Origin of the sequence: Rhodococcus sp. ACT016 (assembly GCF_050477185.1) — a bacterium.
Lineage (GTDB): Bacteria > Actinomycetota > Actinomycetes > Mycobacteriales > Mycobacteriaceae > Prescottella.
This window is the reverse complement of the sequence record NZ_JBEAET010000001.1, coordinates 5,346,913-5,366,644: the sequence shown is the minus strand read 5'-3', so window position 1 is coordinate 5,366,644 and position 19,732 is coordinate 5,346,913. Positions and strand designations below refer to the sequence as shown.

Genomic DNA, 19,732 nt, shown 5'->3' with positions numbered 1-19,732 from the left:
ATCCATGACTGACGCGGCGCACACGAACGAGTTCCAGCAACTGCTGCAGGCGCAGATCCGAAACGAATTCACGGCCTCTCAGCAGTACGTCGCGGTCGCCGTCTACTTCGATTCTCAGGATCTGCCGCAGCTGGCGGGACGGTTCTATCGCCAGGCCGCCGAGGAACGCGACCACGCGATGATGATGATCCAGTACCTGCTCGACAACGACCTGCCGGTCGCGGTGCCCGGCATCGACGCCGTGGTCACCGATTTCGCGACCGTTCGCGAGCCCGTCGCGCTGGCCGTCGCACAGGAACGAAACGTAACCGACCAGATCACCCGGCTGGCCCGCACGGCCCGCGACACCGGGGATTACCTGGGCGAACAGTTCATGCAGTGGTTCCTCAAGGAGCAGGTCGAGGAGGTCGCGAGTATGACGACGCTGCTCACCATCGTCGACCGCGCCGGTGACAACTTCTTCAACATCGAGGACTTCGTGGCGCGCGAGATGAGCTCGGCCGTGACCGCCGATTCCACCGCCCCCCGGATCGCCGGCGCCGACGCCTGACCCCCTCGCCGTAATTGCCGAACATTCGACAATTACGGCGGATCGGAAATTTCGGAAGTCTCGAAGTGGAATAAGGCAAGACTAATTGAGGCGATACTAGCCTCAATTAGGTTCCACTTGGGTGACAGTTCGCCCTGATCAGCGATACCGTGACTCTATGGGTGCCTCAGACGATTCGCATCGGACGAAATTCCACGCACTTCTGCACGATCAGATCCGCAACGAATTCAACGCGTCGCATCAGTACCTCGCGACCGCGGTCTATTTCGACAACGCGGATCTCCCTCGGCTGGCTCACCACTTCTACAAGCAGGCCAACGAGGAACGCAATCACGCGATGATGATCATCCAGTACTTCCTGGATCGGGACATCACCGTCGAACTGACCGGAGTCGATCCGGCGAGGAGCAATTTCGAGAGCGCGCGGGATCCCATCGCGCTCGCCCTCGCACAGGAACAGGCCGTCACCGAGCAGATCGTCCAACTCGCCCGCACGGCCCGCGACGACGGGGACTACCTGGGCGAACAGTTCATGCAGTGGTTCCTCAAGGAGCAGGTCGAGGAGGTCGCGCGTATGACGACGCTGCTGACGATCGCCGACCGCGCCGGATCCAACCTGTTCGATCTCGAAGACTTCGTGGCCCGCGAGATGAGCAGCGTCGACGACGCCTCCGGAGCGCCGCCGGTCGCCGGCGGCAAGATCTAGCGCCGCCCACAGACAGCGGAAGGGGTCCCTTCACGCGCCCCACGGCGCGTGAAGGGATCCCTTCTGTTCTGTCGGCTCAGCGCCGTTCTGTCAGCGCAGCGTGACCTGGCGTCCGCGCAGGCCGTCGCGGGCACGCACCTCCGCCGCCGTGAGCGGCGCGTCCACAGCCAGGGCCTCCGCGAGGCGCAGGCCCAGCTCGGCGGTCGGCGCGGCCCACTCGTCGGGGTGCTTCTCGCGGTCGAGGTCGAAGACCGGCACCAGCAGGCCGTGAGTGCGGAACGAGCCCGCGAATCGCGATCCCTCACCGAGGTGAAGTGCGCCGGCCGCGTGGACGCGGGCCAGCGCGAGCATCAGCGCGTCCTCGTCCTCGGGGCGCACCCAGCGCAGGTGGGCGCGCTCGCCGGCGTCGACCCACCACGCAGCGACGACGCCGTCGGCCTCGACCCGCGCCGACGGCATGATCGCCATGTTCGCCTGCTGCACGGTCGCGGCGACGTCGGGCGCCGGCTCGACACCCTCCGGGATCCACCAGTCGAAGTTCTGGTGGACGGTGATCTTCGGCAGCGCGTCGGCAACCAGGACGTCGTTCAGGCGCGGGCCGCCTGCCTGCGGGTCGGCGAAGGTCAGCGAGTTGCCCGGCTCCGCGGACTGCACCCACGTCACCGCCGCACCGAGGTCGGCGCCCGGGTCGGCCGTGTGGGCCTGAACCTGCAGGCCGACGTACCGTCCGGCGGCTCCGCCCTCGTCCCGGACGAGAGCCGCGACAGCCCCGGGCAGGACCGTCGCCGCGGTCACCGGCTTGTCGGCGTCCCGGACCGGCAGTTCGACGAGCGCGGACGGCACGAACTCGCGCAGCGCGACCAGGTCGCACTCGGCGGCGAGACCCTCGAACGGGCGGGTCGGCGCGGCTACCTCGGCCTCGCGCTCGAGCCGACGCTGCTCGAGCTTCGCGGCGCGGTTGCTGTCCGGCTTGGGACCACTGTTTCTCTTGCTCTTCTTACCCACGAGGCCAAAACCTACACGGACCGGCGAGTTATCTCAGCCGCCCAGCAAATTCTTGGTGCGCCCCGGATGATTGGTGGCCACCCAGTCGACGCCGAGTTGCCTGCACAGCTCGACGTCGGCGGGATCGTCGACGGTCCAGCAGTAGGTGGCGCGACCGGAGGCCGCCGCCTTGTCGACGATCTCGGGGCGCTCGCGCAGCGTCCTGATGGACGGCCCGACGGCGGTGGCACCGACGGTGGTGGCGGCCCCGCCCCCGAGATAGTGGGACGCGTCACCGAGCAGCACCGTCGGCAGCAGGGGCGCCGACCTGCGGATCCGCCACACCGCGCTCGCGGCGAACGACATCACGACGGCCCGTGAATGGTCGGCGGACGCCGGGGTCGCCAGACCGTAGCGGGACAGTTCGGCGAGCACCTTGCTCTCGACGAGGCCGCCGTAGCGGACCGGGTGCTTCGTCTCGATGAACAGCTTGGTCGGGCGCGACGTCCAACTCAAAGTCAGCTCGATGAGCTGCGACAGCGTCAGCAATCCGGCCGGCTCGCCGTCGGAGCCGTAGTCGAGCTCGCCCAGTGACTGGAGGGTCATCTCGCTGACCACCCCGGTACCGGACGACGTGCGGTCCACGCGGCGGTCGTGCACGCACACCAGGTGGCCGTCGCGGGTGAGCCGAACGTCGCATTCGAGGCCGTCGGCGCCCTCCTCAAGGGCCAGTTCGTACGCGGCGAGGGTGTGTTCGGCCCTCGCGGCCGACGCGCCACGATGCGCCACCACGCGGGGTCGACGCCGATCCGGGCTCATCCGACGGTCGCCTCCTCCCGTTCGGGCCGGCCGGTCGCGGGCACGTTGATCCATCGGGTGGTGCGCTGCGGGCGGCCGAGCAGGTCCAGGCCGTCCAATCGGCGGATGACGTGCAGTGTGAGCAGCGCGGTCGCGGCGGCGACGGCCGCGGTGATCGCGGCGAGCAGCACGCCGTCGGCCTGCGCCTGCAGCGTGTCGCGGCCGCGCCAGAGGAATCCGACGACCACGAGCAGTCCGTTGGCGACCCACGCGGCCCACCAGATGCGGATCGCGGTCAGGGTTCGACGGTCGCCGTCGGCGATCTCGGTGAGGAAGACGCCGGGCATCACGAGGTTGACGACGGGAACGAGCACCCCGGCCGCGAGGGACCGCGGGGAGCGTGGATCGGCAAGCCCGCGGGCGGCGAGGACCTCCCGGCGGGTGACGACCAAGCGGCACACGGACGCGGCTGCGGCGGCGAGGGCGACCAGCGGCGCCGAGACCTGCGTCGCCCACACCATCGAGTCCGACACCGCGAGTGTCAGCGGATCGACCAGACGCACCCGGTTGAACACGAGCAGCCCGTATCGGAATGCTTCCGCGGCCGCTGCGAGCGCGAACACGATCGCGGTGCAGGCGAGGAGGGTCGGCGCGAGGTCGGCGGCGGCCTCGGTGCGGGTCACCCGCTCGTCGGGCTGCTCCGGTGGCGGATCGAGCAGTCCCCAGCGCGGCACGTGGGTGTACCGGGGCGTCGGGCCGAGGCGGCGCGGCGCGGGGCGGCGCCGCGCGATCGGCGGGTAGGGGCTGCGCGCGACCCACCGGAAGTTGCGTCCGGTGGGCGGTGCGGGTCGGGCGGTGTCGACCGGGGAGAGCAGCAGGCCCTGGCACCGAGGACACCACTGTGCCGGCGCGCCGGTGACCGGCCACCTCGACGCGCAGCGGGCGCAGACCTGGACGACGCTCATCTAGTAGATCTTCGCGGAACCGGGGTCGCCGTCGCTGGTGAGGGGAAGTCCCGCACTCTGCCACGCGACCATGCCGCCTGCGACGTGATAGGCGTCGAAACCGATGCTGTTGAGGTACTCGACGGCAACGATCGAGCGTCCGCCCTGCCGGCACACCACGTAAACCTCGGCGTCGATGTCGATCTCGTCGGTGCGGGCCGGCACGTCGACGATCGGGATGTGCTGTGCCCCCGGGGCGTGACCCAACTCCCACTCGTCGTCCTCCCGCACGTCCAGCAGAACGGTCGCCTCGGTGCGCTCCGCCGGAAGGTCGGTCACGGAGACGGTGGGAACGTGCGGGATCGTCACGGCTTCGATTCTGGCACGACCCCTGTTCCACAGCAGACGATCTCGCGTTACGTCCTCGGAGCGTTCGTGACCGGACCGATACTCCCAGCACTCAGCCCCGGGCGATTGACCACCCAAATGTGACCTGAAGCACTTGTTTCGACGAGTTATCCACAGTTTCCACAGGGTCATCCACAGTTCTGAACAACTTCGATGGGGATCATCCACAGGTCAGGGGCTCGCGGTGGATGATTCGTTGACAACTGTGCACCGCAGGTTCCACAGCAATCCACAACCTGTGTGGATTTGCGCGGTATCGGTGGGATGTGGTGGCACGAACCGGAGCCCCCCATTTCCGGGATGCGTGCCCCCATCCCGGCCCCTCGCTCCGGCCCGTGCCCCAACTTTCGCCGGGACGGTCCTGCCCCGACACTTGATCAGACGCGGCGGACGACGGATCGGTTCCCTCGACCTGTCCTCCGATGCACGTCACATTCGGGGGTGCGGCACAGTGGTCGGCATGGACCTGAGAATCTTCACCGAACCCCAGCAGGGCGCCACCTACGACGATCTCCTCACGGTGGCGAAGGCCGCGGAACAGTTCGGGTACGACGCGTTCTTCCGGTCCGACCACTACCTGGCGATGAACGTCGAGGGCCTGCCCGGCCCCACCGACGCCTGGATCACCCTGGCCGGGCTCGCGCGGGAGACGTCGACGATTCGGCTCGGCACGCTGGTCACGTCGGCGACGTTCCGTTACCCCGGCCCGCTGGCGGTCTCGGTCGCGCAGGTCGACGCCATGAGCGGCGGACGGATCGAACTCGGCCTCGGCGCGGGGTGGTTCGACGAGGAGCATCGCGCCTACGGCATCCCGTTCCCGTCGGTCGGTGAGCGCTTCGACCGCCTCGAGGAATCGCTCGCGATCATCACGGGCCTGTGGGCGACCCCGGTCGGGCAGACCTTCAGCTACGACGGCACCCACTTCCCGATCAGCGACTCGCCCGCGCTGCCGAAGCCGGTGCAGTCGCCGCGGCCACCGATCGTGATGGGCGGCATGGGCAAGCGGCGCACGCCGTCGATGGCGGCGCGCTACGCCGACGAGTTCAACCTGCCGTTCGTCTCGATCGAGGACACCGTCCGGCAGTTCGAGCGGGTGCGGGAGGCATGCAAGGCCGTGGACCGTGACCCCTACGAACTCGTGTACTCCAACGCCCTCGTCCTGTGCTGCGGACGCACCGACGACGAGATCGCACGCCGTGCGGCCCGGATCGGGCGCGAGGTGGACGAGCTGCGGGAGAACGGTCTGGCGGGCACGCCGGCCGAACTGGTGGACAAGATCGGTCGCTACCGCGAAGCGGGAACGCAGCGCATCTATCTGCAGACCCTGGACCTGGCCGACCTGGACCATCTCGAGCTCGTCGCGTCGGAGGTCATGCCCCAATTGGGCTGATGCGGAAGCACATTCGGCCGACTGAACGCACTCCTAAATCCGAGATGCGTTCTGCCGCAACGGTTCCGACACGAGAACGGAGCGTCGGCGGAGTGCGGAACGGTTCGGCCGCGCGCCTGCGGGGCGCCTTCCGGGACGTCCGCGCGATCACGACGTGTCGATTCGGGTGGTCTCCAGCACTGCCTGGGCTACCCGAAAATATGCCCCAAATCTACGGCAGCGATTTCTCGATCGAAATCAATCGGGCGAATTGAACATTAATCGGAATGTAATTCCAAGCGATGTAATTTACCCAAACCCCAACGTCCGACAAGAATCGCGCGAATGCACCGCCGACTCGTTGGGCCGTGACGCACAAACGCCCGACAGGCCATTGCCTCGGTTGTCCGAGCAATGGCCTGTCGGTGTGTTTCACACGATCGCCGGGCGCTTACGAACGACGACGATGCCTGCCAACTGCTGTCGTACCTGCCGCGACCGCGAAGAGCAGCGCGGTGCCGACCAGCAGTCCGTGTCCGGCGGTGCCGTTCGACAGCCCGGTGCCGCCGGCCTCGACGCCACCGACGGGGACGACAGCGACCTGTCCTCCGCCGAGCGGGGCAGGCGGCGCTTGGCCGCCGGGGCCGGGTACAGCGGGTCCGGGCGCCCCCGGGCCGGGTGCACCGGGCCCGGGTACAGCAGGTCCGGGTGCACCGGGTCCGGGCACACCGGGGCCACCCGATCCGCCTGATCCGCCGGACCCGAGGAAAAGGCTGCCGATCCCGGCACTTCCGAGTACGGCGCTGCCGAGGAGAGAGCCGGCGCCGCCGGAGGAGCCGGTGCTTCCGAGCAACGGCAAGATCAGGCTGCCCAGACTGCCCTCATCGCTGCCGGAACTCGCACTCCCCAAGCTGCCGAGACTGCCCTCATCGCTGCCGGAACTCGCACTTCCCAAGCTGCCGAGACTGCCCTCGCCACTCCCGGAACCCTCGCTACCCGAGCTGCCGAGACTGCCCTCATCACTGCCGGAACTTTCACTACCCGAGCTGCCCTCACTACCCGAGCTGCCCTCGCCACTGCCGGATCCCTCACTACCGTGGCTGCCCCAGCTGCCCTCATCACTGCCGGAACTCTCACTACCGTGGCCACCCGAGCTGCCCTCGCTACCCGAGCTACCTTCACCGGATCCCTCACTACCGTGGCCACCCGAGCTGCCCTCACTACCCGAGCTGCCCTCACCGGATCCCTCACTACCGTGGCCGCCCGAATCGCCCCCACCGCCACCGGTCTTCTGCACGCTGCCTGCGCCGTCGAGACCGAGGGTCTGCAACGCCATGTCGGCGAGATCCTGCAGATTGAGCCCTTCACCGAGACTTCCCAGCCCAGCGTTTCCGACTCCCGGGTCGGCACCGGGTTCGGCGGCAGTCGCCTGGCCGAGCGCCGGCGAACCGATCGCCAGCGCGGCGACTGCCGTCGCGGCAACCATGATGCGGGTCTTCATCTTCAGAGTGCGTACGTCTGTAGCTCTGTGGGTTGGCATCGCTATACGACCTCCTCAATTGGCCTGCGCAGCAATTCATAGAGATTCCGCCCAACCGCATGAAGCCAGAAAAAACTGCGGCGCCACCATTTCCTCACCCCAGTCAAACGTCTAAACCGGTGGCGCCCCCATGCATATAGGCGAAAGCAACCTAACATCTCGATCGACCGAAGGAAGGTGGAATTAGTATTACGAGCAAGGAAGCACCTCTCGGAGAAACGCGACACGCACGCGCCTCGAGGTCGATCGATGCTCGGCCCACAACTCGACGATGCCGGCTCGCGAACGGTGACAATCTCGAAGTCGACGTGGACGTCGTCGATCGGGAGTAACGTGTTGGCCTGTCGCGTGTGCCTACCGACGAGATTGGTTGCCTGACAGAGAATCTGGATGCCCCATCGCCGGGGCGTCCCCGGCACGAGGTGGTACGCGCTTCGTCTTCGCCGGAGCCCTCCCCTGCTCGTCTTCCCGCGCACGACGACCGACCGCCTCCCCCGTGGAGCGCAGCGCAGCACATCGGCCGGTACGCCCTCCCCGCGCAGCGTCCGCAAGGCGTCCGCCTCCGAAACCGTTTCGGCCATGGCTCGGAAATATGTTTCCGTTCAACGAGACAGCCCTCCTGCGAAGGCACCATCGGGACCTGTAATGGGCGCAACAACGTGACCCGGACCACAGTCCCCCAGAAAGGTGTTACATGTCAGGAACACTCGGCGCCGCGGCCAACCCGCCGCGCACCGGACAGGAAGGCGGCTGGACCCCGCGGCTCGTCCTGTCCCTGATCTCCATCGCGGTCGTCCTGGAAATCGTCTCTATCAGCTCGACGATGGCCTCCGTCGCAATGATGCCGATCGGTGCACACTTCAAGACCGATCAGATTGCTTGGGTGACAACGGCTTACCTCCTTGCTGCCGCGGTGGCCTGCCCGCTGGCCGGTAAGCTTGCGGATATCCACGGCAAGCGCAAGGTGTTCCTGGCCTGCATGGCCGTCGCCGCTTTCGGCGCTCTGGTCTCGGCAGTCGCCCCCAGCTTCCTCATCCTCGTGATCGGCCGGGCACTGTTCGGCACTCTCATCGCGTGCATGTTCCTCGGCTTCTCACTCATGCGAGATGTGTTCCCGCCCAAGACCCTTGCGCTCGCCGTCAGCCTTGCAGCCGGCGGTATGGGCCTGATGACCATCCCGTCGCCGTTCATCACCGGCGTGCTGGTCGACGCGTGGGGCTTCCGCTCGATCTTCTGGTTCCTGTTCATCGCGCTCATCGTCATGGCGCCGCTGGTGGTGCTCTCGACGGAAGAGACCCCGGTCCGCAATCCGGCCCGCCTCGACCTCGTCGGTGCCGCCCTGCTGGGCGGCGGCCTGGCCGCGATCCTCGCCGGCATCAGCTTCGGTCCCTCGTGGGGCTGGACCGACTCCGGCACATTGCTGATGATCATCGGCGGTCTCGCCGTGATCGCGATCTGGGTGCCGTTGGCCCTGCGCACGAAGGATCCGATCGTCGATCTGCGCTTCTTCCGCCGCGGTCCGATGCTGCGCATCTGCCTGTCGGCCGGCCTCGCCTACGGCACGATCTCGCTGTACGCCACGCTGATTCCGATCATGTCGATGACGCCGGCGGCCCTGGGACTCGACTACGGCTTCGGCGTGGACGCCAAGGGCGTCGGCCTCATCCAGATCCCGATGGGTGTCGGCAGCGTCATCGGCGGCATCGTGGTGGGCCGGATGCTGCGCACCAAGTTCCCGACCCTGACCCTGGCGGGCGGCGCGACGCTGATGCTGTCCGCATCCGTCGTCACCGGGTTCTGGCACGCCGGCAAACCCGAGGTGCTGTTCGGCATCCTGCTGTTCGGCCTCGGCATGGGTGCCACCACGGCCTCCATCCCGAACCTCACCATCGCATCGGTCCCCCCGTCGGTGCAGGCGTCGATGTCGAGCATGGTGCAGGCGTCGCAGACGCTGCTCGCCTCGATCCTCCCCGTCATCGCGTTCGCCGTTCTGAACTCGAACGTCGCGACAGTGATCGACGGCTACGGCTTCTACAGCGACAACGGCATGACCATCGCGTACCTCATCGGCGGCGTGTCCTCGCTGGCGGCGATCCTGGTCGTGCTCACGCTGCACCGCCGACGCCAGGCAATCGTGGCGCAGGCGGCCGCGGACTCCGCACCGAGCGAACGCGATCCGGAGCCGGCGCAGGTGGCCTGATCGTTCGACGGACCGGGTCCGGTGCCCTCGCGGCTCCGGACCCGGTCCGTTGGCTTGTGCCCGTCCACCGGCTCGACGCCGTCGCCGCCACGTTCCATGACGATGGATCACTCAGCGCAAGAACCGAATTCACGAGTTCGATCGCCGCCCTCGAGGCGGTGCTGCTGCCGCACCTGCGACGGGAGGAGGTGTTGGGGATCGTGGGGCACTGGATGGGTGACAGTCTCGACCCCGAGCGCTTCGACACACTCGTTCACGCGGTCGGTCCGGTCACCCGGTTCATCCTGCTGCACATGTTCGACGGCCCGTACCGCCGCGCCTGTGCGGTGCGGTGGGGGCCCGACGTTCCCGTCGGGCCCTTGGACACCCCGCGTTGACCCGCTCGTTCAGGCACCCAGTCCCACTGGACAACTGACACCGGTCGCGTGGACGGGGCAGTAGCCGCCGGGGTTCTTGGCGAGATACTGCTGGTGGTAGTCCTCGGCGTAGTAGAACGTGGTGAGCGGCGCGATCTCGGTGGTGATCACCCCGTACCCGGCCTCGGCGAGACGCTTGCCGAACATCTCCGCGGACGCGATCGCGACGGCGTCCTGCTCGTCGGATTCGGTGTAGATCACCGACCGGTACTGGGTACCGCGATCGTTGCCCTGGCGCATCCCCTGAGTGGGATCGTGGTTCTCCCAGAACTGCTTGAGGATCCCCTCGTACGAGATCACCTTCGGGTCGAACACCACCAGCACCACCTCGGAGTGGCCGGTGTGACCCGAGCAGACCTCTTCGTACGTCGGGTTGGGCGTGTAACCGCCCGCGTAACCGACGGCCGTCGAGTACACGCCGTCGAGCTGCCAGAATTCCTTCTCCGCACCCCAGAAACAGCCCATACCGACCACGGCCGTCTGCATGCCGTCCGGGAACGGCGGCTTCAGCGGGTGTCCGTTGACGTAGTGGGCGTCGGGCACCGGCATGGGCGTCTCACGGCCCGGCAGGGCCTGATCCGACGTGACCATCACCGATTTCGTGCGTGCGATTCCGCCGTCGAAAATCTCATCGAACCACGACATGGCTCGATGCTACGCGCGGTCGCCGGTGTCCACCGGGCGCAGGTGCGGCGGCGACTCGGAGGGCGCGTCGCTGCTACCGGCAGGCAGAGATTCACGGGGCTCGCGTCCGATTCGTCGGGTGCGCGCCGCCAGCCAGCGCGCGGCCGGAACCTCCACGCACCGGTAGATCGTCTCGGACACGGCCGCGGTGACGATGAGGAATGCGATGACCGCACCGGTCCGCCCCAGCGGGCCCACCGCGTGTTCGTAGACGCGGTAGAGGATCAGCGTGTGGACGAGGTAGATCGCGTAACTGCGGGTGGCGGTCCACCGGATCACCGACCACCTGGTGGGCCGGCCGCTATAGCGCCCGAGGACGAACACCAGCGCGGTCACGACCGTCATCGTCCACAGGTAGCGGTCCCCGGCCCAGTAGACGTGGATCTCGGTGGCCAGGCGCACCACCTCGATCTGGATGAGCACACCGACGATCAGCCAGCGCCAGTCCACCAGGCGCGCCCAGCCGAGGTACATCAGTTGGCCGAGGAAGACGGCCGGCAACGTCGCGGCGACCTTCGAAAGCATCGGGACGGTGTACGGCTGCGGGATATAGAGGTTGTAGAGCAGCATCAACGCGCACACACCCGCGCCGACGAGCGGGACCAGGATGGGACGGGACCGCAGAACGGGCCGCATCACGACGCAGTACAGGTAGAAGAACACCTGGACCACGAGTGTCCAGGTGACGCCCAGCACCGCGACCTCCGGTCGGAGGAAGAACCCCCCGAGCACGAAGCTGAGCGCGGCCTCGGTGTTGGAGATGCCCGGCTGTCCGCTGAACATGCCGTTGATACCCAGGCGCACCAGCACGATCGCGGCCGCGATCGCGACCCAGAACGCCGGCAGCAGGCGCCCCACCCGGTCGAGCAGGAACCGTCCCGGATGGTGGCGCATCGCCGACCGGGTGATGACGGCCCCGGTGAGCGTCATGAAGATCGCGACACCCACGAACGACAGGTGCTGGTTGAGGTTCAGGCCCTCGACGAACACCGCGTAGACGCCGTCGATCAGCCACCAGCCCGAACCGAGGTCGTCGATCAGATAGAAGGAGATGTGCGAGTAGACGACGGCGAGAACGGCGATCGTGCGCAGCAGGTCGGCACCGGCCAGTTCCACTCGAGGTGCCACCACTGCCCGCGGATTTGAAGCACGCGTGGGGGAGGGCACCACGCGATATTAATGTTCCGTTCACCTCCGGGACCAATTTCGCGCGCGGTCCGCGTTGTCCGGGAGGCCCGTTCACCACCTGATTACGGCGACCCGAACTTTTTTGTGAGGCCATGACCACCCTCAGCGGGGCGCTTGCACAGGGTGTACCAATGAGATTGGGTCATCCCAGAGCACAATCACGAACGCACGTCAGGGCGCACTCGCCCGCGAAGAAGGGATTCTCGTGTCTGTTTACACGCTGCCCGATCTCCCCTACGACTACGCCGCCCTCGAGCCCCACATCTCCGGCAAGATCATGGAGCTCCACCACGACAAGCACCACGCCGCGTACGTCGCCGGCGCCAACGCCGCCCTCGACAAGCTCGCCGAGCTGCGCGAGGCCGACGCCGTCGCACCCGTGGTCAACCTGCACGAGAAGAACCTCGCGTTCCACCTCGGCGGCCACACCAACCACTCCGTGTTCTGGAACAACCTGAGCCCGGAGGGTGGCGACAAGCCCGAAGGCGAACTCGCCGCCGCGATCGACGACTTCTTCGGCAGCTTCGACGCCTTCCGCGCCCACTTCTCCGCGAACGCCAACGGCATCCAGGGCTCCGGCTGGTCCATCCTCGCCTGGGACTCCATCGGACAGCGCCTGATCATCGTCCAGCTCTACGACCAGCAGGGCAACATCAGCATCGGCCTGACCCCCCTGCTCATGCTCGACATGTGGGAACACGCCTTCTACCTCGACTACCAGAACGTCAAGGGCGACTACGTCAACGCCTTCTGGAACATCGTCAACTGGGCCGACGTCGCCGACCGCTTCGCCAAGGCCCGCACCCAGACCGCCGGACTCATCGTCCCCGCCTGATTCGCGGTCGCTCTCCGGAGCACACTTCTTCGACGCCGCGCCCGGTTCGCCGGGCGCGGCGTCGCTGCGTTCCCACCCATGTGCCGTCGACCAAGCGCTCGATAGGTACCGTTGGGTATGGTTGGGCTATGGCGGACATCACAATCGAAACCATCGCGTCGGGCCTGGCCTTTCCCGAGTGCCCGCGCTGGCGGGAGGGTCGGCTGTGGTTCTCCGACATCTACCGTGGCGTCGTCCTGCGCCTGGACCCGACGACCGGCGACCTCGACCGCGTCGTCGAGGTGCCCGGTGAGCCGGCCGGGCTGGGCTTCCTGCCCGACGGCCGCCTGCTGATCGCGTCCGTGCAGGAGCGCAAGCTGTACCGCCTCGAGGCCGACGGCACCCTGGCCGCGCACGCCGACCTCCACGGCATCGCGACGTGGCATCTCAACGACATGACCGTCGACGCGTCCGGGCGCGCCTACGTCGGCAACTACGGCGACGCCAGCGCACCTCCGGCGCCGCCGTTCCCGGCCGATCTGGCGATGGTCGAACCCGACGGCAGCGCCCACGTCGTGGCCGAGCAGATGATGTTCGCGAACGGCATGGCGATCACCGCCGACGGGTCGACGCTGATCGTCGCGGAGACCCGCGCGACGCCGGCCCGGCTGTCGGCGTTCACGATCGAGGCCGACGGCAGCCTCATCGATCGTCGGACGCTCGTCGAGTTCGACGATCCCCACGTCATGCCGGACGGCATCGCGCTCGACGCGGAGGACGGCGTGTGGGTGGCGTCCCCGTTCAACGAGGAGGTGATCCGGGTCAGTGCGGCCGGTGAGATCACCGAACGGATCACGGCGCCGCACCCGTACGCGGTCGCACTCGGCGGCGCGGACGGACGCGACCTGTTCGTGTGCACCGCCGACACGTGGGTGCCGGAGGACGCGATCCGCATCGGCGGGGGCGCGATCCGACGCCTCCGCGTGGCGGTTCCCGCCGCCGGATTCTGATCCGGCCGATCGACCCGCTGGCACTCGAGACCCCTTGTGTGCCAGCGGCGTCAGGGCGCATGCTCGAAGTACCCAACGAGGTGTGAACGACGTGTCAGCCGGGCGGGCTCCGACCATCGGAGCCCGCCCGGTCGGTCAGGTCGAGTGGGATTGAGAGGTCGGCAGAATCGAGGCCGAGATGAACGAGCGCGAATGTGTCGGCATCGCGCCCTTCGCCGCGAAGGGCGACCTGTCCGGTTTCGTGATCTCGGGTCGGTGGCCCGAGACGACGCGCGAGTGGGCGCAACTGCTGGCGCTCGCGGTCCGCGTCACGTGCCTGCCGGGACTGCTGGGAACCTCGACGGTGTTCGGCGCGCGCGAGGAGTTGCCCGACGATCCCGAACCCGGAACGGTCGGTCTCATCGTCGCCGAGGGTCCCGTGCTCGGCGAGCGAGCGATCGGCCCGGGCCGGTTCGCGGAGCATCAGCCGCCGGCGTTGTTGATGTTGCACCCGCCGACCGAGACGGTCCCCTCCCTGCCCGAGTGCGTGGGGGCGGCGTCAGGCTGCGTCCTGCTGCCCGGGCTGCCGCATCTCGGGCTCGAGCACCGGGCCGCGTGGGTCGAGGCCGAGGCGGACGGCACTGTGACATCGATGATTTCGCGTGTAGGAATCGATCCGATCAGTGATCCCGACACCGCGGTTCTGGCGATGCTGCTGGCCGCATGACAGGATCCGGAAGACGAAAGTTCGGACTCCCAAACTTATTGCGGCCTTTGCGCTTTCGTTGATACGGGGCTATCGTTGCCTCAGCGAAGGGGAGTAGCCCCCAATCGCTGGGTCGACATACTGGCCGGCACTCCGCAGTGTCCGCCCGGCTCAGCGAACCGGAATCTGTACCGGTGGGCGAGACCTTCGGCCGCGAACGCATCAGTCGTGTTCGGGGCCGGAGGAAGGTTTCCCGATTTCCTCCGAGAACAAGTGATTCGAGGAGGTTCGAAGAACGTGCTGGCCGCGATCCTGTTGAGCTTCGGCGTCATCTTCGTCGCCGAGCTGGGCGACAAGTCCCAGCTGATGGCGATGACCTTCGCCCTGCGCTACCGCTGGTGGGTGGTGATCGGGGGCATCACCGCCGCCACAACGGTGGTCCATCTCGTGTCGGTCGGTGTCGGCCACTTCCTCGGCGCCGCACTGCCCACCAACGCGATCTCGATCGTCGGCGGCATCGCGTTCGTGATCTTCGGTCTCTGGACGCTGCGCGGCGACAGCCTCTCCGACGCGGAGGAGCAGAAGGCCCGCAAGGTCACCGGATCCGCGTTCCTGGCCGTGGCATCGGCCTTCTTCCTCGCCGAACTCGGCGACAAGACGATGCTCGCCACCGTCACCCTCGCCGCCGACAACGACTGGGTGGGCGTGTGGATCGGCTCGACGGTCGGCATGGTGGCCGCGGACGCGCTCGCGATCGTCGTCGGCGCGCTGCTCGGCAAGCACCTGCCCGAGAACTTCGTCAAGATCGGCGCCGCGGTGCTGTTCTTCGCGTTCGGCGCCTGGCTGGTTCTCGAGGGCCTGTTCCCGGAGAGCTCGGCCGGTGTGGTCGCCGCCGGTGCGATCGTCGCGGTCGCCGTGGCCGGCGCCGGAATTCGCCGGCTGACGAGGGGCGCGCGCCGCACCGCCGCGACGACGGAACCGATCGACGCGCCGCCCACTTCCTAGACTGGGCGCATGGATCAGACGCAGACCGAACTGCTCGCACCCCTCGGCGATCTCGCGGCGTTCGCGGGTCGCTGGGTCGGTGGCGGCGCCGGCCACTACCCCACCATCGACAACTTCGCCTACGACGAGGAGATCGAGCTCGCGCCGAGCGGAAAGCCGTTCCTGTTCTATCGATCCCGCACCCGCAAACCCGGCGGCGGTCAGCCGATGCACACCGAGACCGGATACCTGCGGCTGGCGGACGGCGTTGTCGAGCTGCTGGTGACGCAGCCGACCGGGTTCGTCGAGATCCACCGCGCCGAGTTGTCCGACGGCGTCCTCGACTTCGCGCAGCACACGCTCGCGTCGTCGCCCGCGGCCAAGCCGGTGCACGAGATCCGGCGACGTTTCGAGCTCACCGACGGCGGCAACGCGCTCGGCTACGACATGTGGATGTCGTTCGACGACGTCCCGATGACGCACCACCTGCGCGCGGACCTGCGGCGCGCGGACTGATCGCGGCTCAGAAGTCCCAGTCGGCGTCCTCGGTCGGCTTCTGCTTGCCGATGACGTAGGCGCTGCCGGACCCGGAGAAGAAGTCGTGGTTCTCCCCCGCGCCGGGGTCGAGCGACGACAGGATCGCCGGGTTGACCTCGCAGTCGGAGGCCGGAAACAGCGGCTCGTAGCCGAGGTTGGCGAGGGCCTTGTTCGCGTTGAACCGCATGTACGCCAACACTTCCGGTGTCCAACCGACCGTGTCGTACAGGTCGGCGGCGTAGGCGACCTCGTTCTCGTACAGGGTCTCGAGCAACTCGTACGTGTAGTCGCGGTGCGCGGCACGGGTGGCGTCGTCGGCCCGGTCGAGCGCCTGCCGGCACTTGTAGCCGATGTAGTAGCCGTGCACCGCCTCATCGCGGATGATCAGCCGGATGAGGTCGGCGGTGTTGGTGAGCTTGCCATGGCTGGCCCAGTACATCGGCAGGTAGAACCCGCTGTAGAACAAGAACGACTCGAGCATCACCGACGCCGCCTTGCGGGCGAGGGGATCGTCACCCCGGTAGTAGTCGACGACGATCTGCGCCTTGCGCTGCAGATGCGGGTTCTGCTCCGACCAGTCGAACGCGGCGTCGATCTCCTTCGTGGAGCACAGCGTCGAGAAGATCGAGCTGTAGCTCTTGGCGTGCACCGACTCCATGAACGCCATGTTCGTGAGCACGGCCTCTTCGTGCGGCGTGGCGGCGTCGGCGATCATCGCGACGGCGCCCACCGTCGCCTGCGCGGTGTCGAGCAGGGTCAGGCCGGTGAACACCCGGATGGTGAGGTCGCGTTCGGCGTCGGTGAGGGTCTCCCACGACGGCAGGTCGTTCGACAGCGGAACCTTCTCGGGCAGCCAGAAGTTGCCGGTGAGCCGGTCCCACACCTCGGCGTCCTTGGGGTCCGGCAACCGGTTCCAGTTGATCGCGTGTACGCGGTCGACGAGGCGTCCGCTCACGATCGGGTCGCTCCGATACCGAGTCCGAGCAGCCGCCCGGCGCGAGCGTCCTCGAAACGTCGACCCACGTCGGCCCAGTCGATGATCGACCACAGCCGCTCGATGTAGTCGGCCTTCACGTTGCGGTACTGCAGGTAGAACGCGTGCTCCCAGGCGTCGAACACCAGCAGCGGGGTGCTCGCGACAGCGGCGTTCGCGTGGTGATCGTGGACCTGGTGGACGACCAGTCGCGCGCCGACCGGGTCCCACGCCAGCACGCCCCAGCCCGAGCCCTGCACCGTACCGGTCACCGCGGTCATCTCGGCGCGGAAAGCATCGAAGCCCCCGAAGAACTCGTCGATCGCAGCCGCCAGTTCACCGTCGGGGCGGTCGCCGCCCTCCGGAGAGAGATTGCGCCAGAAGATCGAGTGCAGCGCGTGCCCCGACAGGTTGAAGGCGAGGGCCCGCTCGAGGCCAGGCACCGCCGCGAAATCACGCTTCTCGCGGGCGTCGCGGAGTTGTTCCATGACCAGGTTCGCTCCCTTCACATACGCGGCATGGTGCGCGCCGTGATGCAACTCCATTATCTCGCCGGAGATCGCGGGTTCGAGAGCGCCGTAGTCGTACGCGAGCTCGGGAAGCACGTAGCCGCTCATGTGATTTCCACCTTTCCGTGAACAGTCGAATGCAGCCTAGCTCGAGTTTCGGGACACCGAACATTTCAGTTCGTAGTTGCGAATATTCCGTCCATCGAAAGCGTCGCATCCAATACCACTCAATCGCTTGATTGATGCCGGGATCGCCCGTAGGCTCTCCCCCCAAACGCCCGCACGGAGATGCTGCGAGTTCCGTTCGGGCTCAAAGTTTCTGATTCTGCGGTGCACCCACCGCACGGGAGATTGGACGATCCATGGACACCCTCGACTACGCCGACACCACTCGCGGACCGTCCGCCACGGACAAGCTGCACTTCCACGAGGCCGGCGAGGGGCACCCGCTGGTCTTGCTGCACGGATCGGGGCCGGGCGTGTCCGGCTGGTCGAACTTCTCCAAGAACCTGCCGGTCTTCGCCCGCGACTTCCGCACGATCGTCGTCGACATGCCGGGATTCGGTGCGAGCCCGGACATGGAGTACGACCGTCCGTACCCCGAGATCGCCGCGCAGTCGATCGTCACGCTGCTCGACGACCTCGGCATCGAGAAGACGCACCTGCTGGGCAACTCGATGGGTGGATGGGTCGCGCTCGAGACGGCGGCGCTCGCCCCCGAGCGCGTCGAGCGCATGGCGCTGATGGGCCCGGGCGGCCTGTACGCGCCGCTGCTGGGACCGATGATGAGCGAGGGCGCGCGTCGCCTCAACGCCTTCCTCGTCGACCCCACCCGTGAAGCCCTCGAGGCGTGGGTCGATTCGATGGTCTACGACCCGGCCACCATCACCCCGCAACTGCTCGACGAGCGCTGGAACAACGCCACCGCGCCCCGCGCGATCGAGCGCATGCGGGCGGTCATGGCGTCGCTCGCGCTGCCCGGCAAGGCACCGCTGTGGGCGCGCACCGACGAGATTCCGCACAAGACGCTGGTCACCTGGGGCCGCGACGACCGCATGCTGCCGCCCGACGGCGCCCTGTTCGCACTGCGTCGCATGCCCAAGGCCGACCTGCACATCCTCGGCGAATGCGGGCACTGGGCCCAGGTCGAGCGCAAGCACGACTTCGAATCGCTCGTCACGGACTTCCTCACCCGCTAGGAGCGGATCCACCCGCTGGAGACGGCGTTCTTTGCCGGCGAAAGGAGCTTTTCCCCATGGAGTTTCAGCACGACGCCATCGACGCCGTTCTGGCGGTCGGTGACCAGTTGCGCGTACTCGAGGCCGAATGCGTCGAGCAGCGCAAGCTCGCGGACGGAACCGCGAAGATCCTGCGCGACGCGGGCATCATGCGGTTGATCCAGCCGAAGCGCTACGGCGGCTTCGAGTCCGACCCCGGTGTCTTCAACGCCGCGATGTACGAGATCGCGCGGCTGTCGAGTTCGGCGGGCTGGGTCACCGGCGTCGTCGGCGTCCACTCGTGGCACCTGGGGTTGTACCCGGACCGGGCCCAGAAGGATGTGTGGGGCGACAACCCGGACGCGTGGATCAGCTCGTCGTACAGCCCGGCCGGCACGGCCAAGATCGTTCCGGGCGGCTACGAACTGACCGGGCGCTGGGGCTTCTCGTCGGGCAGCGACCACTGCGACTGGGTGTTCGTCGGCGCGATGGTCGCCGACGAGGACGGACGCCGCACCGGGCAGCACGTGCACCTGCTGCTCCCCCGCGCCGACTACACGATCGACGACGTCTGGTTCACGTCCGGGCTGTCGGGCACCGGCAGCAACGACATCGTGGTGGAGGACGCGTTCGTGCCCGAGCACCGCGTGCACGACGTCGAGGACCTCTACTGCGAGCGCTACCCCGGTAACGAGGTCAACACCTCCGCGCTCTTCCGTCTGCCGTGGTACACGCTGTTCGTCAACGCCGTGGTCGTGCCGCTGGTGGGGATGTCCCGTCGAGTGCTCGACGAGGCTGTGGGAATCCACAAGTCCCGCTTGGCAGTCGACGCAACCAAGCTGCCTCACCCGGCGACGCTGGCACGGCTGACGCAGGCCGACTTCGAGATCGACACGGCATACCGGATCCTGCAGGACGATCTGGCCGACGCCTTTGCGTCCGCCGGAGGCGGGGACCGAGTCTCGATGCGGATTCGACAGCGCACCAAGCGCGATCACATCGCGGCCGTCGGCCTGGCCGTCTCGGCCGCCGACAAGGCGTACCAGGTGGGCGGCCCGCGTTCCATTTCGACGTCGAGTGCGCTGCAGGCGGTGTGGCGGGACGTCCACGCCGGCCAGCATCACGCAATCAACCTGCCGGACAAGGTCGAGCACGAGTACGGCCAGTACCTGCTCACCGGTGAGCCCGGAACCCTCTACTGATCCAGGAGTATGCA

At 67.5% G+C, this 19,732-nt stretch carries 21 protein-coding genes; 12 read left to right on the top strand and 9 right to left on the bottom strand.

Annotated features, from left to right (window positions below):
- Nucleotides 1-4: 4 nt before the first annotated feature.
- Together ACQ5DX_RS24620 and ACQ5DX_RS24615 are read left to right on the top strand one after the other, a co-directional pair.
- Complete coding sequence (locus ACQ5DX_RS24620) at nt 5-550, top strand: ferritin (RefSeq protein WP_430335088.1); 546 nt, start codon at nt 5-7, stop codon at nt 548-550.
- A 157-nt stretch (nt 551-707) separates the two neighbouring features.
- Nucleotides 708-1,256 carry a ferritin gene (locus ACQ5DX_RS24615; protein WP_430335087.1) on the top strand — a complete coding sequence of 183 codons (549 nt, stop codon included), beginning with the start codon at nt 708-710 and terminating at the stop codon, nt 1,254-1,256.
- Nucleotides 1,257-1,346: 90 nt separating this feature from the next.
- Here ACQ5DX_RS24615 and ACQ5DX_RS24610 read toward each other — a convergent pair whose 3' ends face one another.
- The 4 genes from ACQ5DX_RS24610 to ACQ5DX_RS24595 are packed head-to-tail and all read right to left on the bottom strand — an operon-like array spanning nt 1,347 to nt 4,351.
- Complete coding sequence (locus tag ACQ5DX_RS24610; RefSeq protein ID WP_430335086.1) at nt 1,347-2,261, bottom strand: DUF5926 family protein; 915 nt, start codon at nt 2,259-2,261, stop codon at nt 1,347-1,349.
- 33 nt (nt 2,262-2,294) lie between these two features.
- On the bottom strand, nt 2,295-3,059 hold the full coding sequence (locus ACQ5DX_RS24605) for a glycerophosphodiester phosphodiesterase (RefSeq protein ID WP_430335085.1): 765 nt from the start codon (nt 3,057-3,059) through the stop codon (nt 2,295-2,297).
- Complete coding sequence (locus ACQ5DX_RS24600; protein ID WP_430335084.1) at nt 3,056-4,003, bottom strand: DUF4328 domain-containing protein; 948 nt, start codon at nt 4,001-4,003, stop codon at nt 3,056-3,058. Before ACQ5DX_RS24600 ends, ACQ5DX_RS24605 begins: the two co-directional genes overlap by 4 nt.
- On the bottom strand, nt 4,004-4,351 hold the full coding sequence (locus ACQ5DX_RS24595; protein WP_430335083.1) for a rhodanese-like domain-containing protein: 348 nt from the start codon (nt 4,349-4,351) through the stop codon (nt 4,004-4,006). It lies immediately after the preceding gene.
- A gap of 499 nt (nt 4,352-4,850) precedes the next feature.
- Between ACQ5DX_RS24595 and ACQ5DX_RS24590 the strand changes: the two genes are divergently transcribed.
- The gene (locus ACQ5DX_RS24590; protein ID WP_430335082.1) at nt 4,851-5,780 is read left to right on the top strand and encodes an LLM class F420-dependent oxidoreductase; all 930 of its coding nucleotides are present in this window, start codon (nt 4,851-4,853) and stop codon (nt 5,778-5,780) included.
- A 430-nt stretch (nt 5,781-6,210) separates the two neighbouring features.
- Here ACQ5DX_RS24590 and ACQ5DX_RS24585 read toward each other — a convergent pair whose 3' ends face one another.
- A complete protein-coding gene (locus ACQ5DX_RS24585) occupies nt 6,211-7,260 on the bottom strand; it encodes a hypothetical protein (RefSeq protein WP_430335081.1) in 1,050 nt (349 codons plus the stop codon).
- A 733-nt stretch (nt 7,261-7,993) separates the two neighbouring features.
- On the opposite strand from ACQ5DX_RS24585, the gene ACQ5DX_RS24580 reads away from it, so the two are divergent.
- Both ACQ5DX_RS24580 and ACQ5DX_RS24575 read left to right on the top strand, forming a co-directional pair.
- Complete coding sequence (locus tag ACQ5DX_RS24580; protein ID WP_430335080.1) at nt 7,994-9,499, top strand: MFS transporter; 1,506 nt, start codon at nt 7,994-7,996, stop codon at nt 9,497-9,499.
- A gap of 56 nt (nt 9,500-9,555) precedes the next feature.
- A complete protein-coding gene (locus ACQ5DX_RS24575; protein WP_430335079.1) occupies nt 9,556-9,876 on the top strand; it encodes a hypothetical protein in 321 nt (106 codons plus the stop codon).
- Nucleotides 9,877-9,885: 9 nt separating this feature from the next.
- Here ACQ5DX_RS24575 and msrA read toward each other — a convergent pair whose 3' ends face one another.
- Together msrA and ACQ5DX_RS24565 are read right to left on the bottom strand one after the other, a co-directional pair.
- Nucleotides 9,886-10,560, bottom strand: coding sequence for a peptide-methionine (S)-S-oxide reductase MsrA (gene msrA, locus ACQ5DX_RS24570; RefSeq protein ID WP_430335078.1), 675 nt, complete (start codon nt 10,558-10,560; stop codon nt 9,886-9,888).
- Between the two features lie 9 nt (nt 10,561-10,569).
- Complete coding sequence (locus ACQ5DX_RS24565) at nt 10,570-11,766, bottom strand: acyltransferase family protein (protein ID WP_430335077.1); 1,197 nt, start codon at nt 11,764-11,766, stop codon at nt 10,570-10,572.
- A gap of 226 nt (nt 11,767-11,992) precedes the next feature.
- Here ACQ5DX_RS24565 and ACQ5DX_RS24560 point away from each other — a divergent pair, with 226 nt between their 5' ends.
- From ACQ5DX_RS24560 to ACQ5DX_RS24540, 5 genes are all read left to right on the top strand, one after another.
- Nucleotides 11,993-12,622: a superoxide dismutase gene (locus tag ACQ5DX_RS24560; RefSeq protein WP_430335076.1), complete on the top strand. Its 630-nt coding sequence runs from the start codon at nt 11,993-11,995 to the stop codon at nt 12,620-12,622.
- A gap of 128 nt (nt 12,623-12,750) precedes the next feature.
- The gene (locus tag ACQ5DX_RS24555; protein WP_430335075.1) at nt 12,751-13,611 is read left to right on the top strand and encodes an SMP-30/gluconolactonase/LRE family protein; all 861 of its coding nucleotides are present in this window, start codon (nt 12,751-12,753) and stop codon (nt 13,609-13,611) included.
- A gap of 178 nt (nt 13,612-13,789) precedes the next feature.
- On the top strand, nt 13,790-14,317 hold the full coding sequence (locus tag ACQ5DX_RS24550; protein ID WP_430335074.1) for a peptidase: 528 nt from the start codon (nt 13,790-13,792) through the stop codon (nt 14,315-14,317).
- A gap of 276 nt (nt 14,318-14,593) precedes the next feature.
- Nucleotides 14,594-15,301: a TMEM165/GDT1 family protein gene (locus tag ACQ5DX_RS24545; protein WP_430335073.1), complete on the top strand. Its 708-nt coding sequence runs from the start codon at nt 14,594-14,596 to the stop codon at nt 15,299-15,301.
- A gap of 9 nt (nt 15,302-15,310) precedes the next feature.
- Nucleotides 15,311-15,796 (top strand): FABP family protein, encoded by a 486-nt coding sequence (locus ACQ5DX_RS24540; protein ID WP_430335072.1) that lies wholly within the window; start codon nt 15,311-15,313, stop codon nt 15,794-15,796.
- Between the two features lie 7 nt (nt 15,797-15,803).
- Here ACQ5DX_RS24540 and nrdF read toward each other — a convergent pair whose 3' ends face one another.
- Both nrdF and ACQ5DX_RS24530 read right to left on the bottom strand, forming a co-directional pair.
- The gene (gene nrdF / locus ACQ5DX_RS24535; RefSeq protein WP_430335071.1) at nt 15,804-16,772 is read right to left on the bottom strand and encodes a class 1b ribonucleoside-diphosphate reductase subunit beta; all 969 of its coding nucleotides are present in this window, start codon (nt 16,770-16,772) and stop codon (nt 15,804-15,806) included.
- A complete protein-coding gene (locus ACQ5DX_RS24530) occupies nt 16,769-17,407 on the bottom strand; it encodes a superoxide dismutase (protein ID WP_430335070.1) in 639 nt (212 codons plus the stop codon). The genes nrdF and ACQ5DX_RS24530 overlap by 4 nt, the downstream gene beginning before the upstream one ends.
- Nucleotides 17,408-17,661: 254 nt before the next feature.
- Between ACQ5DX_RS24530 and ACQ5DX_RS24525 the strand changes: the two genes are divergently transcribed.
- Complete coding sequence (locus ACQ5DX_RS24525; RefSeq protein WP_430335069.1) at nt 17,662-18,498, top strand: alpha/beta fold hydrolase; 837 nt, start codon at nt 17,662-17,664, stop codon at nt 18,496-18,498.
- A gap of 56 nt (nt 18,499-18,554) precedes the next feature.
- Nucleotides 18,555-19,718, top strand: coding sequence for an acyl-CoA dehydrogenase (locus ACQ5DX_RS24520; RefSeq protein WP_430335068.1), 1,164 nt, complete (start codon nt 18,555-18,557; stop codon nt 19,716-19,718).
- The last annotated feature ends 14 nt before the right edge of the window (nt 19,719-19,732 follow it).